This is a genomic window from Streptomyces sp. NBC_00029 (assembly GCF_045160505.1).
Lineage (GTDB): Bacteria > Actinomycetota > Actinomycetes > Streptomycetales > Streptomycetaceae > Streptomyces.
Genome location: NZ_CP108292.1, coordinates 2,974,256 through 2,988,745, shown reverse-complemented (window position 1 = coordinate 2,988,745; position 14,490 = coordinate 2,974,256). Strand labels below are relative to the sequence as shown.

Sequence of the window (14,490 nt, the reverse complement as noted above, 5' to 3'; positions counted from 1 at the left end):
GCGAGTTACTCGTGTCATGAGGCGGTACTGCCATGCGGTGGTCCAGCGGTGGTGTGGCGGTGGTCCGGTCCGCGGTCGGGCCGGGGGCCAGGCCGGCGGGTCGGGCCGGGAGGTCAGTCGGTTGTACGGCGACCGTGTTCCGGTTCATGCAATTTTCTGATGCTTCGCCCCGGAAAGGCAATCGAAGGCCAGCGAGACCCCCACGCCCACTCCGAGGGCGGCCAGGTGTCCGGCGTCCGTGAAGTTCCGCCCGCGCCGGACCACCGGGGCCGCCGCGAGGGCCAGCAGCCCCACCCGGGCGGCCGTGCGGACCGCCCCGCGCGGAAGGGCCGAGGTCAGCGCGCCGAGCACGGCGTTGAACCCGTAGCTCGTCCCCACGTCCAGCGAGCGCCGGGTCTGCGGATCGGTCGTCCTGCGCAGGGCGCCGTAGACGAGGAGGGTCGCCGAGGCGTGCCCGAACAGGAACACCGCGGCCGCCCACCAGGCCCCGTAGGCGTACTCGGCGTATCCGAGCACCGCGACCAGCAGCAGCGCGTAGGGCAGCGGCATGGGCTCCTCGACGAGGAAAGCGCTGCTCAGCAGCGTCTCCCAACGGCCGGCGGCGAGATTGTCGACATTCGTCGAGCAGTCCCGGAGCAGCCGTTCCCGCTCGGCCGTTCCCGTGCGCTCCAGGGCGTACGCCCCGAGCTGGACCCCGGCGGCGTACACCGCTCCCCACGGAATTGCGTTCATCCACTCATGATCGGATAAGCCTCTGGCGGAAACCAAGGGGCCCCGTGCGAACATGTCCCGGCCATGTTCGAATCCTTCGCGCCGATGCGCGCCACGCGAGCCGCGACCTTCGCGGCGATGTGCGTCGCCCTGGGCGCGGTGGGGCATTCGTACATGTCCGGAACGGATATTCCCCTCTACGGCCTTCTGGGTGCTTTCGGGGTGACTTCCGGGTTCGCGTGGCTCGCCGCCGGACGGCGCCGCGGACCCGTGGGCATCACGGTCTCGGTGCTCGCCGTGCAGGGCGTGCTGCACCTCGTCTTCTCGGGGACCGGCGCCTCCGCCGAGCCCTTCAGCGCTTCCGCCCCTATGCCGGGGCACCAGCACATGCCCGCCGCGGAGGCGGGCGCGCTGGCTGCCGAAGTCACCGGAACGGCCGACATGGCAGTCATGGCCGACTTGGCCGGTGTGACGGGCGCGGCCGGTCACGGCGGCGCCGGAATGTTCGCCGCGCACGTGCTCGCCGGGCTGCTCTGCGCCGCCTGGCTCGCGCGCGGCGAGGCCGCCGTCTTCCGGCTGGCCCGCGTCCTGGCCGCCGCCGCACTGCACGCGGCCCGCCCGCTCGCCCGCGCGCTCGCCCTGGTCCGGGCCCGAGTGGCCGCCGTACCGGCACCGCCCGCCTTCCCGGCCCCCTGCGAACGGCCGCGCCGCCTGCGCGGAGCCGTGCACGCCCATGCCGTGGTGCGCCGCGGACCGCCCGGACGCCGTCCGCTCCTGAACTTCACGGCCCCCGGCCGCCCTGCCCACGCCTGACCCTGGCGAAGCGGCGACGACCGGGGCCGACTCCCCATGTCTTCGCCAACACCTAGGATCCCCATGTCTCTTGACGAGGTTAAGGACGTCCGCACCCCGGACGCCGAACCGGCAGATACGACCCAATCCGCCGATACGACCCAGCCGGCCGAGGCGACCGAACCGGCCGGTGTGACCGAACCGGCCGAGGCGACCGAACCGGCCGCGGCGGCCAACAGCCGCGGCGGCAACTGGGCCGCCGTGCGCCCGCTGCTCCTGCGCATGCACTTCTACGCCGGCCTGCTCATCGCCCCGCTGCTCTTCCTCGCCGCCGCCACCGGGCTGCTCTACGCCGCCTCCTGGCAGGCCGAGAAGATCATCTACTCGGACGAGCTCACCGTCGCCCGCGTCGGCGAGAGCGTCCTGCCGCTCAGCTCCCAGGTGAACGCGGCCAAGGGCGCCGCCCCCGAGGGCCGGGTCGTGTCCGTGTGGCCCGCCCCCGACACCGAGGCCACCACCCGGGTGATCATGGAGGCCCCGGGCCTCCCCGAGGGCGAGACCCTCACCGTCTTCGTCGACCCGTATACGGCCGAGGTGCGCGGGCAGCTCGCCACCGTCGGCGACGCGCTGCCGCTGCGGGCCTGGCTCAGCGAGTTCCACTCCAGCCTCCAGCTCGGCGAGTTCGGCCGGAACTACAGCGAGCTCGCCGCGAGCTGGATGTGGGTCGTCGCGCTCGGCGGCCTCGCCCTGTGGGCAGGCCGCCGCCGCAAGAGCCGTGCGCAGCTCGTCCTCCCGGACCGCAAGGCCACCGGCCGCCGCCGGACCCTGTCCTGGCACGGCGCCGTCGGTCTGTGGGCCGTCGCGGGACTCGTCGTACTGTCCGCCACCGGTCTGACCTGGTCCCAGTACGCCGGTGAGAACATCGGGCAGCTCCAGGACAAGCTCGGCGGGGCCACCCCCGCCGTCTCCGCGAAGCTGGGCTCCGGGGCGGACACCGGCTCCGGCGAGCACGCCGGGCACACCATGCCCGACGGCACGCAGATGACCCCGCCGCCCGCGCCCACCGCCGACGTCGGTCTCGACAGGGCCGTGGACGCCGCCCGGGACGCCGGGGTCACCGAGGCGCTGCGCGTGACCCTGCCCGCCAAGGGCAACGGGTACGTCATCAAGGAGCAGGACAAGCTGGTGCCGGTGCACCTGGACGCGGTGTCCGTCGACCCCGCGGACGCCCGGGTCATGGACGAACTGCGCTTCGGAGACTATCCCGTGCTCGCCCAGATGACCCGCTTCGGTATCGACCTGCACATGGGCACGACCTTCGGGCTCGCCAACCAGCTCGCGCTGGCCGCGCTCGCCATAGCCGTGATGTTCCTGGTCTTCTGGGGCTACCGCATGTGGTGGCTGCGCCGTCCGACCAAGGACCGCAAGCTGTCCGCCGGCCGTCCGCAGCCGCGCGGCGCCTGGCGCAGGCTGCCGGTGACCGCGCTGCTGCCGCTGGCCGCGGTGACCGCCCTGACCGGCTGGTTCATTCCGCTGCTCGGAATCAGCCTGGTCGTCTTCCTCGCGATCGACGTCCTGCTGGGCTTCGTCGCGGGCCGCCGGGCCAAGGCCGCGTAGCGAAGCGGGCCCGTACTCCCCGGGGGAGTACGGGCCCGCCGTCGTTTTCGGGTCAACCGGCCGGTCAGGGCGCGTACTTGTAGCCGACCCGGCGCACGGTCTGGATCGCGGAGCGGTGGGACGCGCCCAGCTTGCGGCGCAGGCGGGCGATGTGGACGTCCACGGTCCGGCCGTCGCCGACGTGGCCGTAGCCCCAGACCGTGGTGACCAGCTGGTCCCGGCTGTGCACCCGGTGCGGGTGCTGCACCAGGTGGGCCAGCAGCTCGAACTCCAGGTACGTCAGGTCGAGCACCCGGCCGTCGACCTGCGCGGTGCGCTGCGCCGAGTCGATGCGGACCAGCCCGTCACCCGGACCGGCCGGGGCCGGAGCCTGGGTGGGTGCGGCGGGTGTGGTCGGGACGGCGGCGGCCACCGCCTGCGGGGCGAAGGCGACCGGGGGCTGCTGGTCGGCCGGTACGAGAACCAGGTAGCCGATCATCGGCGGCTGGCCCGGCAGCGTCGGCAGGGTGTGCTGGGGCGCGGGCAGCCAGGTGGCCCCCGGCGGGAGGAAGTCCACGACTCGGGCCACTTCGTCCCGGTCAACGGAACGGAGCCGGTGGCGCGGACTGGGGGGATAGGTCAGGGAGGCGGTCGCAGCGGTGGCGGCGGAGGAGAGGGAGCGAGTGTTCGCCATGAGTGGTCAGCTCTTTCACGCGAGTGGTCGGCAGGGAGACGTGCGTACGTCGTCGATGTCGATACCGCGCAGACCGAAGGCCTCGGGAAAGGTCGGATGGGTGATCCCGGAGGCTTTAGAGGGCCGGCGCGTTCTTCGCGCGGCAACACTCCCGGTCGTAATCGTGATCCTGACGGGACGGCCAGAAAGGCTCGAGGTCGCTGCGACCTGACGAGGTGTGCGAATGGCTGGCCATGGCCCCATTCAAGCAGATGCCGCCCCTCCGGGGCAGGCCCCGTCTCACCTCATGGATCGAAATCTCACATTCCGAGCCCACCCCCCTGTCAATCCAGGACAAACCGCAACGCCCCCTGTGCCCGCACCCGGGCTGCCACCCCGGGGGCCCGATTGCCCGGCCCTTCTCCAACTGGCGGGCGTCGCCGCCGTCGTGCCGCAGCCACGCACAACGCCCGCCGGCCCCGGGGGGCGCGGCGGGCGTAGCTGGTCATCGGCCGGATGCGGTTCCGGCTGTGCGGGGCCGGGTCCTAGACCAGGCCCTCCTTCTCCAGGCTCGTGCAGCAGGTGTCCGTGATGAGGCGGGTCACGACATACGGGTCCACGTTCGCGTTCGGGCGGCGGTCCTCGATGTAGCCCTTGCCGTCCTTCTCCACCTGCCACGGGATGCGGACCGACGCGCCGCGGTCCGAGACGCCGTAGCTGAACTCGTTCCAGGGGGCGGTCTCGTGCAGACCCGTCAGACGCTCGTCGATGCCGGCGCCGTAGTTCTTCACGTGGTCGAGCGGCTTGCTGCCCTCGCCCAGCGACTCGCACGCGGTGATGATCGCGCGGTAGTCCTCGCGCATCGCCTTCGTGGAGAAGTTGGTGTGCGCGCCCGCGCCGTTCCAGTCGCCCTTGACCGGCTTCGGGTTCAGCGTCGCGGAGACGTTGAAGTCCTCGGCGGTGCGGTAGAGCAGCCAGCGCGCGATCCACAGCTGGTCGGAGACCTCCAGCGGACCCACCGGGCCGACCTGGAACTCCCACTGGCCGGGCATGACCTCGGCGTTGATGCCGGAGATGCTCAGACCGGCAGCCAGGCAGTGGTCCAGGTGCTTCTCGACGATGTCGCGGCCGAAGATCTCGTCCGAGCCGACACCGCAGTAGTAGCCGCCCTGCGCGGCCGGGAAGCCACCCACCGGGAAGCCGAGCGGGCGGATGCCGTCGAAGAAGGTGTACTCCTGCTCGATGCCGAAGATCGGCTCCTGGCCGGCGTACTTCTCGGCGACCGGACGCAGCAGCGCGCGGGTGTTCGACTCGTGCGGCGTCATGTCGATGTTCAGGACCTCGCACAGGACGAGGACGTTGTCGCCGCCGCGGATCGGGTCCGGGCAGGAGAAGACCGGGTTGAGCACCCGGTCGGAGGCGTGGCCCTCGGCCTGGTTCGTGCTCGATCCGTCGAAGCCCCAGATCGGCAGCGCGTCGCCGTCTCCGAGGATCTTCGTCTTGGAGCGAAGCTTCGCCGTCGGCTCGGTGCCGTCGATCCAGATGTACTCAGCCTTGTAGCTCACGGGCCCCATCCTCAGACTCTGCGGGTGCTGCTGGTCGCTGCTTCATCGCTGCGGTGATGACCGCAGCGTGCCCGCCCGCGATTTCTCTTCCGTTGCCCGTGTGTGAACCCCGTGTTACCGAGGTTTGCGCCGCAGGTCGGGCGGGTTGTGCGGGTTGGTGGCGGCGCGCCCTTCCGGGTGCGGCAGACTTGCCGCGTGAGCATTTCGTCTGATTTGAACTCTGCCGAGGGTCCCGCCGAGAGCGTGGCCGGACATGCCGCCGAGCAGGCCGCCGCAGGCCGCCTGCCCCGGGTCGGACTCATGGGCACCGGCCCGTGGGCGCACCGCACCCACGCGCCCGCCCTCGCCGCGCACGCAGGCTCCGACTTCGCCGGCGTATGGGGCCGCCGGCCCGAGGCCGCCGCCGAGCTGGCGCACGAGTACGGGGTGAAGGTGTACGAAGACCCCGACGAGCTGTTCGCCGAATGTGACGCCGTGGCCTTCGCCCTGCCGCCCGACGTGCAGGCCCCCATGGCCGTCCGCGCCGCGGCCGCCGGATGCCACGTCCTCCTCGACAAGCCCGTCGCCACCACCGCCGAGGACGCCCGCGCACTCGCCGAAGCCGTCGCGCGCCACCGGGTCGCCTCCGTCGTCTTCCTCACCCTGCGCTTCGCCGAACCCACCGCCGGCTGGGTCGAGGAGCAGGCCGGACGCTCCGGCTGGTTCACGGCCGCGGCCCACTGGCTCGGCGCCGTCTTCCCGCCCGACGGAACGCCCAGCGCCTACGCCGACTCGCCCTGGCGCAAGGCCAAGGGCGGACTGTGGGACGTCGGCCCCCACGCACTCTCCGTCCTGATCCCGATCCTCGGCGACGTCACCGAGGTCAGCGCCACCCGAGGCCCCTCCGACGTCGTCCAGCTGGCGCTCCGGCACTCCTCGGGCGCGGCCAGCACCGCAGTGCTCAGCCTGGGCGCGCCGCGCGCCGCCGCCGGCGTGGGACTCGAACTGCGCGGCACCGAAGGCGTGCACGAACTGCCCGGCTGGAGCGACGTACCCGGTGCCTACGGCCGTGCGCTTGACGCCCTGCTCACCGCGGCCCGGACCGGAGTGCCGGACCCTCGCGGGGTGGAGTTCGGGGCCCGCCTGACGGAGATCCTGGCCGAGGCGGAGGCCCAGCTCCCTACTTGATCACCGCGTTCGCCACGATGATGGCCAGGCCGATGGTGGCGTCGGCCAGGCCGATCAGCAGGGCGGAGCCGAGCCGGTATCCCACGCGGAGCGCCACGAACGACCCCCAGCCGAACAGCAGGGCGGTGTTCAGCCCCAGCCCGACGGCGGTCACCCCGTACGAGTCCCAGCCGAAGAGCCCGGCGGCGACCAGCAGCAGGACCGTGGGCAGGGCGGCCACGATCAGCGGCCACTCGTTCCACAGCGCCAGGACCAGCATCCGCCACCGGTGCGCGGCGGAGTCCTGATGGTGGGAGGCCATGTGGTGCGAATACCCGTGCGCGAGCCCGGCCGTGGCGGCGGTCACGAACACCCAGCTGGCGTCGTAGTACGGGGTGAACTCGTCCCCCTTCTGGTCGAGCGCGGCCAGCAACGCACTCGCCAGAACGGTCCCGTACACCCCGCCGAACATCCAGTCGGCCCCCCGCCGGGAGGGTCGGGCCGGCCGGGCCTGGGGCTGCGACTGCTGCTCACTCACGACGCGTCCTTTGGTGCGATTCATCCTTTTTGGCTCTCCGGTCACCCTAGGGGGTGCGAGGTGGGGGTGAGATGAAGAGGGTGTGGGGCGGGGCGGGGCGGAGGTGGTGGGGCGGGGGCTTGAGGGGCGCGGGGTGGCTGGGGGATGGTGGGAGCCGAGCGCTCGGGAGTCAGGGATGTGTATGGGGGTTTCCCGTCAGTCTCATCGTCTCTCCGTGTCGGGCCGGTCCCTCAAGGGCGCTCCTCCTTCGTCGTCGCGTCGCTGCGCGATGGCCTGCGGCCACCCTTGACCGACCGTCCCGCCCCGGACATACGAAGACTGTCGGGAAGCCCCCAAAAGAACGAGCCGGTCCGAGCTTCCAAGGGCGGGGCGGCCGGAGAAGCCCTGCCCGGTCGGGGGAAGGCACGCCCCCGAGACGGGGCCCATCCGGACCAGGGCCCGGGTCGGGGGAAGCGCGTCCCATCGCTACGCGCTCCTCATCTCTCGGCGTCCGACGACCGTCTTGGGCTGGACATAGGCCGCCCACGGCCTCAGTTCCTCTGTCGAGATGCGTCCGGCGACCGTCTGCGGCCGGTCATAAGCCGCCCAAGAGGCCCCAGCACTCCTCATGGAGGGCGTCTGAGGGCTGTCCGGGGTGGAAAAGCGTCGGACAGCGGCCTTTCCGTCGTGGAGTCGGGTCAGCGAGAGCGGACCGCTCGGATCGCCGACCGTTTGCCCCAATTACCCCTGTTTGGGGGCGGGTTTGTGGTGTCACTTGTGCACTGACCCGGATCCACGACGGAATGGCAGGGGAATCAGCCGTCAATCCCTCTCAACGGCCCCGGACGGCCGTCGGACGCATCTCGTGAGACGAACCGAGGCCGTGGGCGGCCTATGTCCGGCCCCGGACGGTCGTCGGACGCTGAGAGATGAGGAGCGCGTAGCGATTTGATGCGCCCACCGACCCGGCCGGTGGTCTGGATGGGCCCCGTCTCGGGAAGGTGCCCTTTCGCGCCCGACCGGGCAGGGCTTCTCCGGCCGCCCCGCTCCTGCCTCTTGTCCCCCGGCCCGTTCCTTTGGGGGCTTCCCGACAGTCTTCGTATGTCCGGGGCGGGACGGTCGGTCAAGGGTGGCCGCAGGCCATCGCGCAGCGACGCGACCGTAGGGAGCGCCCTTGAGGGGCCGGCCCGACACGGAGAGACGATGGGACTGACGGGAAACCCCCATACACATCCCTGACTCCCGAGCGCTCGGCTCCCGCCGCCCCCGAAGCCCCCCGCCTCTCAGGCCCCCGCCCCGCCGTGCCCGCCCGTCACCCGCGCCAGTGCTGCCACCGCCCGGGTGAATGCCGCGTCCGGGGGTGCCGCGTAGCCGACCACCAGGCCCTCGCGGGGTGGGGTGCCGGCCGCCGGGTGGTGGTAGGACGAGAGGCCGTCCAGGGACAGGCCCGCGGCGTGGGCCGCCGCGAGAGCGGGGGCTTCCCGGCCCGGCGGGAGTTCCAGTACGGCATGCAGTCCGGCCGAGATGCCCGTCACCTTGACCTCCGGGGCGCGTGCCGCCAGTGCCGCGACCAGTTGGTCGCGGCGGGTCCGGTAACGCAGCCGCATCCGGCGGACGTGGCGGTCGTACGCCCCGCACTCGATGAAGTCGGCCAGCGCCAGCTGGTCCAGCGCGCTCGCCCAGGACTCCCGCATGCCCTTGGCGGCGAGGACCTGATCGCGGAGGTGGTCCGGGAGGACGAGCCAGCCCAGGCGGAGCGCGGGGGAGAGGCTCTTGCTCAGCGAGCCCGCGTACACCACGTGTTCGGGCGCCAGCCCCTGCAGTGCGCCGACCGGTTTGCGGTCGTAGCGGAACTCCCCGTCGTAGTCGTCCTCCACGATCACCGCATCGCCGGCGCGGGCCCATTCCACGGCAGCCGCGCGCCGCGCGGGCAGCAGGCGGGCGCCGGTCGGGAACTGGTGTGCCGGAGTGAGCAGCAACGTACGTGCGCGGGAGGGCAGTTCGTCCGTGCGGGCGCCGTCCTCGTCGATCGCGACCGGGTGCGGTCGTACCCCGGCGGCTTGGAGGATGCCGTGGTGGAAGGGGAGTCCGTACTCCTCGACCGCCCAGTCGCGGGGCCGGACGGACGCCAGGAGCCGCAGTCCGTTGGCGAAGCCGGAGCAGATCACGATGTTCTCGGGGGTGCAGTGCACGCCCCGCGCCCGGGACAGGTAGCCGGCCAGGGCCCGCCGCAGTTCGGGGCGGCCCTGCGGATCTCCGGGGCCGAAGGCCTCGGTGGGTGCCTCGGCCAGGGCCCGTCGGGCGCTGGCGGCCCAGGCGCTACGGGGGAAGGAGGCGGGGTCCGGTTTGCCCTGGAGGAGGTCGTGGCGCGGCCGTGCGGGCGCGGGTCCGGCCGCGGCGGCCGGTGCGTCCGCGGTGGCGGCTCCTTCGGCGACGCGGGTGCCGGAGCCCTGCCGGGCCGTGAACCAGCCCTCGGCGACGAGTTCGGCGTACGCGTCGGCGACGGCGTTGCGGGCCAGCCCGAGGTCGGCGGCCAGTGTCCGGTACGGCGGCAGCCGGGTCCCGCCGGCCAGCCGCCCGCTGCGTACGGCCTCGCGCAGGGCCTGGGCGAGGGCGGTCCGCCGGGCGCCTCCGGCGGGGAGTTCCAGGTGCAGGTCGGAGCCGCCCGGGTCGGGGGAGGTCATGGGCGCTCCGCGGTGAAGACGGTGTGGGCGGCGGTCAGGAAGCGGCGCACGGTCTCCCGTTCGGCGGGGTCGAAGGAGTCGAGCACGTGGAGCACCCCGTCGATGAGGGGGCCGAAGAACTCCCGGCCCAGGCGGATCGCCCCCGGCTCCACGCGCAGCAGGATCCGGCGGCGGTCATGGCCGTCGCGGATCCGTGCCACGTGGCCGAGCCGCTCGAGGCGGTCGATCACTGCAGTGGTGCCCGCGGAGTTGAGGCCGAGCCGGGCACCGAGCAGGCCGGCGGTGGCCGGCTCGTCCGCGCGGGCCGAGTCCAGCAGGCAGATGAGGGCGCGTACGTCGGTGGGGTGCATGCCGTTGCGGGCGGCGAAGTCGGCCTGGCGCAGGCCGAACTCGACGGTCACCGCCCTCAGTAGATGCACCAGTCGAAGGTTGTCCGGTTCCCGGTTCGCGGGTCCGGCCACGGGCTCCTCGCTCCTCAATTCCCCGCCCCCGGCTGCTCGTTGGTCCAGGCCGTCGTTGTCGTCCATCTCGTCCCCGCCTAAAATCTCTCGCTGAGCGAGATTAACGCCTGGCGAGACATTGGAGCCGGACATGCCCCGAACGTCTTCCTTCCGCGCCGCCTACGAGGAGGCGCTCGGCCGGTGGCCCGGGTCGGTCGAGGCCGTCGACCTGGCCACCCCGTACGGGGTCACCCGGGTCAACAGCTGCGGCCCGGCCGACGCCCCGCCGCTGGTGCTGCTGCCGGGCGGCGGGGCCACTTCCGTCGTGTGGGGGTCCTGCGTCGCCGCCGGGGCGGCCCGCGCCCACCGGGTGCACGCCGTGGACCTGGTAGGGGATCCGGGGCTCAGCGTCCCGGCGCCCGGGCGGGCGATCCGGACGGCCGAGGACCTGATCGGCTGGCTCGATGCAGTCCTCGACGCGGTCGTGGGCGGCGTCCTTGGCGAGGGCCGCGACGGCCTCCTTGGCGAGGACCGCGGCGGGCCCGGTCCGCGCAGGTCCGTGACGCTCGCCGGGCACTCGTACGGGGCCTGGATCGCCGCCCACTACGCGGCCCGGCGCCCGGCCCGGCTCGGCCGGCTGGTGCTGCTCGACCCGACGCAGGTCTTCGCGGGGCTGCGCCCGGGGTACGCGGTGCGCGCGCTGCCCATTCTGGTACGGCCCACCCCGGAGCGGATCCGCTCCTTCCTCGCCTGGGAGACCCGTGGGGCCGCGCTCGACGCGGCCTGGCTGCGGCTGCAGGAGGAGAGCGCAGGCTTCCCCGCCGTCCGGCCGGTCACCGGGCCGCGCCCGGACCTGGCGGGACTCGCGGGCCCGCGGGTCGATGTCCTCTTCGCCGAACGCGCCCGCTGCCACGACTCCGCCCGGGCCGCCCGGGCCGCGCGTGCCGTGCTGCCGGGCGCGCGGGTCGACGTACTGCCCGGCGTCTCGCACCACGCGTTGCCGCTGACCGGGGCCGCGGAGATCGCGCAGCGGTTCGCGCCCTGAGGCCGTACGGGTCGTAGGGCCGCACCGGCCGGTCACAAGGGCTGGAGCCGCCTGCGCAGGAGGCAGAACTCGTTGCCTTCGGGGTCGGCCAGGACGTGCCAGCTCTCGTTGCCGCTCTGGCCGACGTCCGCGGGCCTGGCACCGAGGGCGAGCAGCCGCTCCAGTTCGGCGTCCTGGTCGCGGTCGGTGGCGTTGACGTCGATGTGCAGTCTGAGCTTCCCGGGCCGCGGGTCGCTGCTGGGGCCGAAGACGAGGGTGGGCTGCGGGCCGCCGAAACCGACGCCGGGCGGCCCGATCTCGATGCTTCCGTCGTCCTCCCGGCCGATCTCGACGTAGCCGAGGACCTGGCTCCAGAACGCGGCCAGCCGGCCGGGGTCGGCGGCGTCGATGACGAGCTCACTGATGCGGCATGCCATGCCCGCCAGTCTAGGGAGAACCTCTAGCTCTTGCGGGACAGGGCGTCGCGGACGGCCTCCTCGGAGCGGGCGACCACGGCCGTACCGTCCTCGGCGGTGATGATCGGGCGCTGGATGAGCTTCGGGTGGGCGGCCAGGTGGGCGATCCAGAGCCCGCGCGCCACGGCCGTCTCCTCGCGCGGCAGGTCCCGTACGCCGGTCTCCTTCGCCAGCGGGTCCGAGGTGCGGGTGATGTCCCAGGGCTCCAGTCCGAGGCGGCCGAGCACCTCGCGGATCTCGTCCTCGGAGGGCACGTCCTCCAGGTAGCGGCGCACCGTGTAGTCGGCGCCCTCCGCGTCCAGCAGGGTCAGGGCACTGCGGCACTTGGAACAGGCGGGATTGATCCAGATCTCCATGCCGCCAACCCTACCCAGGGCCGGTCTGGCCAGGGTCTTTTGTCAGTGGTCCCCGGTAAAATCGAGGGAGAACGACAGGAAGCCAACTACCGTTTGGGAGGCTGTAGATGGCCACTGCCACCACCATTCAGCACGTCAAGAAGAAGCCGCTGCCGGCGGGCCTGCCCCGCGAGTGGTACGAGAGCCACAACCGGCGGCTGAAGGCGATGCGGCTGGCGATATCCCTGCTCGACTCGGGGACGTACGACGCTCGGCGCGCGACCAACCGGAAGATCCGGACGATGGCTGTCCGGACGGGGATCCACCGGCCGTCGAACGTCACCTGCAAGATGGTGCGCGCGTTCATCACGGAGGCGTAGACGAAAGCGTAGGCCCGGGCGCAGTCGCCGTCGCGGCCGCAGCGGTGGTCGTCGCTGCGGCGCGTCACCGTGAGCCGGGGTCCCGACCGAGCGTGGTCGGGGCCCCGGGCGCGGCGCACGGCTGCATGGCGCACGGCTGCACCGCGCACGGCTGTCCGGTCCTCGCCTAAACCTCCGGTTCCGCGCCGTCCAGGGACAGCAGCAGCATGGCCACGTCGTCGTGCGGACCGCCGTTCGTGAAGGCCGCGAGGTCCCGCCAGACCGCCCCGATCAGGCCGTCCGGATCCCGCGCGAGTACGGGCACCCGGGCCGCCAGCGGGTAGAAGTGCCCCGTCGCGTCCCGGGCCTCCGTCACGCCGTCCGTGTGCAGCAGCAGCTGGTCCCCGGGGCGCACCGACAGCTCTTTCACCGCCGGTGGGCTGGAGCCCGAGAGACCCAGGCCGAGCGGAGGCCCCGGCTCCACGGTCACTTCCTCCACCACCGACCCGCGCACCCGCAGGGCGGGCGGATGCCCGCACGACACGATCCGTACGAGATCCAGCCCGGGCGGGAACTCCAGCAGCATCGCCGTCGCGAACAGCTCCGCAGGCTCGACCGAGGTGGCCGCCGCGTCCGCCACCAGCCGCCGGTCCAGCCGGGCCGCGACCGCGCCCAGTCCGACGTCGTCGATCACGGCCTCGCGGAAGGCGCCGAGCAGCGCCGCCACCGTGCCGACCGCCGCCAGGCCGTGCCCCTGCACGTCCCCGACCAGTGCCCGCACGCCGTAGGGCCCGGCCCGTACGTCGTACAGGTCCCCGCCGACCAGGGTGCCCTGCTGCGCCGCCCGGTAGAGGCCGGAGCAGCGCACCGGACCCACCCGCTCCGGCACCGGCGGGAGGACCGCGAGCTGGGCCGCTTCCGCCACCGTACGCACGCTGACCAGCTGGGCGTCCCGGCGCTGCCGTACCCAGGCGATCACCACGCTCAGCACGCCGACGACGGCCACCGTGGCCAGGTCCGTCCCGCGGGCGTGGGCGACGCCGATTTCGTGCACCCCCAGAAGCAGGAGCACGATGGCGGCGAAGACCGCGGTGCCGGCCGCCCCGTACGCGAAGGCGGCCACCGGCGGCAGGCCGGCCAGGAAGAACCCGAGCTCGACATCGCCAGGGGTGATCGCCTGGGCGAGGACCAGCACGACCAGGGCCACCGCGGGCGCGATCCGGGCCCAGCGCGGCGGCGGCTCGCCGCGCAGCCAGCCCGTCTCCTGACGTCGGCGTCTCACTACTCCACCCTGGTACGGGGGCGGGGCCCGCGCACCCCGGACCGGTCCGCCGGGTGGCCCCATGGGCCCCGGCCCCTGACAGTGGGGGCGTGAGCGGAAGCGAGAGCGCGGGGAAACGGCCGCCCGGCCGGGCACACATCGAGGCGCACGGGGAGGGCGGCGGCACGCAGAGCGCGGAGATCAGCACGCGGCTCAACTGGCTGCGCGCGGGTGTGCTCGGCGCCAACGACGGGATCATCTCCACCGCGGGCCTGGTCGTCGGCGTGGCCGGGGCCACCACCTCGCGCCCGGCCATCCTGGCGGCGGGCGTCGCCGGGCTGCTGGCGGGCTCGCTGTCGATGGCGGCGGGGGAGTACGTCTCCGTGAGCTCGCAGCGGGACTCCGAGCGGGCCGCCCTGGACATGGAGCGCCGGGAACTGGCCGAGGAGCCGGAGGCGGAGCTCGACGAGCTGACCGACCTGCTCGCGGAGCGGGGACTCAGCCGGGAGGTGGCGCGGGAGGCCGCCGAGCAGCTGACGGAGCGGGACGCGCTGCGGGCCCATGCCCGGGTGGAGCTCGGGATCAACCCCGACGAGCTGGCCAACCCCTGGCACGCTGCCTTCGCCAGCCTGATCGCCTTCACGGTGGGGGCGTTGCTGCCGCTGCTGGCGATCCTCCTGCCGGGGCCGTCGGCGCGGGTGCCGGTGACGGTGCTTGCGGTGCTGGCGGCGCTGACGCTGTGCGGGGTGATCAGCGCGCGGCTGGGCGGGGCGCCGGTGCCGAGGGCGGTCGCCCGCAACGTCCTGGGCGGCGCCCTGGCCATGGCCGTGACCTACGCGGTCGGCACTTGGCTCGGCACGACCGCCTGAACCGGGCTCCGCCCCGGACCCCGCGCCTCAATCGCCGGCGGG

At 73.2% G+C, this 14,490-nt stretch carries 15 protein-coding genes; 6 read left to right on the top strand and 9 right to left on the bottom strand.

Going from position 1 to position 14,490, the window contains the following annotated elements; all coding sequences use genetic code 11:
- Positions 1 to 144: 144 nt before the first annotated feature.
- Positions 145 to 732, bottom strand: a complete 588-nt coding sequence (locus OG753_RS14270; RefSeq protein WP_327262168.1) for a rhomboid-like protein — start codon at positions 730 to 732, stop codon at positions 145 to 147.
- A gap of 84 nt (positions 733 to 816) precedes the next feature.
- Between OG753_RS14270 and OG753_RS14265 the strand changes: the two genes are divergently transcribed.
- Together OG753_RS14265 and OG753_RS14260 are read left to right on the top strand one after the other, a co-directional pair.
- Positions 817 to 1,524: a hypothetical protein gene (locus tag OG753_RS14265; RefSeq protein ID WP_327262167.1), complete on the top strand. Its 708-nt coding sequence runs from the start codon at positions 817 to 819 to the stop codon at positions 1,522 to 1,524.
- A gap of 63 nt (positions 1,525 to 1,587) precedes the next feature.
- Positions 1,588 to 3,120: a PepSY domain-containing protein gene (locus OG753_RS14260; protein ID WP_327262166.1), complete on the top strand. Its 1,533-nt coding sequence runs from the start codon at positions 1,588 to 1,590 to the stop codon at positions 3,118 to 3,120.
- Positions 3,121 to 3,184: 64 nt separating this feature from the next.
- Here OG753_RS14260 and OG753_RS14255 read toward each other — a convergent pair whose 3' ends face one another.
- Positions 3,185 to 3,793, bottom strand: coding sequence for a winged helix-turn-helix domain-containing protein (locus OG753_RS14255; RefSeq protein WP_327262165.1), 609 nt, complete (start codon positions 3,791 to 3,793; stop codon positions 3,185 to 3,187).
- A gap of 524 nt (positions 3,794 to 4,317) precedes the next feature.
- Complete coding sequence (gene glnII / locus OG753_RS14250) at positions 4,318 to 5,337, bottom strand: glutamine synthetase (protein WP_327262164.1); 1,020 nt, start codon at positions 5,335 to 5,337, stop codon at positions 4,318 to 4,320.
- Between the two features lie 300 nt (positions 5,338 to 5,637).
- Between glnII and OG753_RS14245 the strand changes: the two genes are divergently transcribed.
- On the top strand, positions 5,638 to 6,504 hold the full coding sequence (locus tag OG753_RS14245) for a Gfo/Idh/MocA family oxidoreductase (protein WP_327266753.1): 867 nt from the start codon (positions 5,638 to 5,640) through the stop codon (positions 6,502 to 6,504).
- On the opposite strand, the gene OG753_RS14240 is transcribed toward OG753_RS14245, so the two are convergent.
- The 3 genes from OG753_RS14240 to OG753_RS14230 form a co-directional block, all read right to left on the bottom strand.
- The gene (locus OG753_RS14240; RefSeq protein ID WP_327262163.1) at positions 6,497 to 7,021 is read right to left on the bottom strand and encodes a hypothetical protein; all 525 of its coding nucleotides are present in this window, start codon (positions 7,019 to 7,021) and stop codon (positions 6,497 to 6,499) included. The two genes, OG753_RS14245 and OG753_RS14240, sit on opposite strands and share 8 nt — an antisense overlap.
- Before the next feature lie 1,262 nt (positions 7,022 to 8,283).
- Positions 8,284 to 9,684 carry a PLP-dependent aminotransferase family protein gene (locus tag OG753_RS14235; RefSeq protein WP_405788645.1) on the bottom strand — a complete coding sequence of 467 codons (1,401 nt, stop codon included), beginning with the start codon at positions 9,682 to 9,684 and terminating at the stop codon, positions 8,284 to 8,286.
- Positions 9,681 to 10,103, bottom strand: coding sequence for a MarR family winged helix-turn-helix transcriptional regulator (locus OG753_RS14230; RefSeq protein ID WP_405788643.1), 423 nt, complete (start codon positions 10,101 to 10,103; stop codon positions 9,681 to 9,683). The genes OG753_RS14235 and OG753_RS14230 overlap by 4 nt, the downstream gene beginning before the upstream one ends.
- A gap of 172 nt (positions 10,104 to 10,275) precedes the next feature.
- Between OG753_RS14230 and OG753_RS14225 the strand changes: the two genes are divergently transcribed.
- Positions 10,276 to 11,169 (top strand): alpha/beta fold hydrolase, encoded by an 894-nt coding sequence (locus OG753_RS14225; protein ID WP_405788642.1) that lies wholly within the window; start codon positions 10,276 to 10,278, stop codon positions 11,167 to 11,169.
- Between the two features lie 32 nt (positions 11,170 to 11,201).
- Here OG753_RS14225 and OG753_RS14220 read toward each other — a convergent pair whose 3' ends face one another.
- Together OG753_RS14220 and OG753_RS14215 are read right to left on the bottom strand one after the other, a co-directional pair.
- Positions 11,202 to 11,585 (bottom strand): VOC family protein, encoded by a 384-nt coding sequence (locus OG753_RS14220; protein ID WP_327262159.1) that lies wholly within the window; start codon positions 11,583 to 11,585, stop codon positions 11,202 to 11,204.
- 23 nt (positions 11,586 to 11,608) lie between these two features.
- Positions 11,609 to 11,980 (bottom strand): ArsC/Spx/MgsR family protein, encoded by a 372-nt coding sequence (locus OG753_RS14215; protein ID WP_405788640.1) that lies wholly within the window; start codon positions 11,978 to 11,980, stop codon positions 11,609 to 11,611.
- Positions 11,981 to 12,087: 107 nt separating this feature from the next.
- Here OG753_RS14215 and OG753_RS14210 point away from each other — a divergent pair, with 107 nt between their 5' ends.
- On the top strand, positions 12,088 to 12,339 hold the full coding sequence (locus OG753_RS14210; RefSeq protein WP_327262157.1) for a hypothetical protein: 252 nt from the start codon (positions 12,088 to 12,090) through the stop codon (positions 12,337 to 12,339).
- Between the two features lie 166 nt (positions 12,340 to 12,505).
- On the opposite strand, the gene OG753_RS14205 is transcribed toward OG753_RS14210, so the two are convergent.
- Positions 12,506 to 13,600: a PP2C family protein-serine/threonine phosphatase gene (locus OG753_RS14205; RefSeq protein ID WP_405788638.1), complete on the bottom strand. Its 1,095-nt coding sequence runs from the start codon at positions 13,598 to 13,600 to the stop codon at positions 12,506 to 12,508.
- 89 nt (positions 13,601 to 13,689) lie between these two features.
- Here OG753_RS14205 and OG753_RS14200 point away from each other — a divergent pair, with 89 nt between their 5' ends.
- A complete protein-coding gene (locus tag OG753_RS14200; protein WP_405788637.1) occupies positions 13,690 to 14,448 on the top strand; it encodes a VIT family protein in 759 nt (252 codons plus the stop codon).
- Positions 14,449 to 14,490: the final 42 nt, after the last annotated feature.

Coding starts and splice junctions, on each gene's coding strand:
- OG753_RS14270 (WP_327262168.1), bottom strand. CDS start 732: ATGAACGCAATTCCGTGGGGAGCGGTGTACGCCGCCGGGGTCCAGCTC.
- OG753_RS14235 (WP_405788645.1), bottom strand. CDS start 9,684: ATGACCTCCCCCGACCCGGGCGGCTCCGACCTGCACCTGGAACTCCCC.
- OG753_RS14220 (WP_327262159.1), bottom strand. CDS start 11,585: ATGGCATGCCGCATCAGTGAGCTCGTCATCGACGCCGCCGACCCCGGC.
- OG753_RS14225 (WP_405788642.1), top strand. CDS start 10,276: ATGCCCCGAACGTCTTCCTTCCGCGCCGCCTACGAGGAGGCGCTCGGC.
- OG753_RS14265 (WP_327262167.1), top strand. CDS start 817: ATGCGCGCCACGCGAGCCGCGACCTTCGCGGCGATGTGCGTCGCCCTG.
- OG753_RS14215 (WP_405788640.1), bottom strand. CDS start 11,980: ATGGAGATCTGGATCAATCCCGCCTGTTCCAAGTGCCGCAGTGCCCTG.
- OG753_RS14210 (WP_327262157.1), top strand. CDS start 12,088: ATGGCCACTGCCACCACCATTCAGCACGTCAAGAAGAAGCCGCTGCCG.
- OG753_RS14245 (WP_327266753.1), top strand. CDS start 5,638: ATGGGCACCGGCCCGTGGGCGCACCGCACCCACGCGCCCGCCCTCGCC.
- OG753_RS14260 (WP_327262166.1), top strand. CDS start 1,588: ATGTCTCTTGACGAGGTTAAGGACGTCCGCACCCCGGACGCCGAACCG.
- OG753_RS14255 (WP_327262165.1), bottom strand. CDS start 3,793: ATGGCGAACACTCGCTCCCTCTCCTCCGCCGCCACCGCTGCGACCGCC.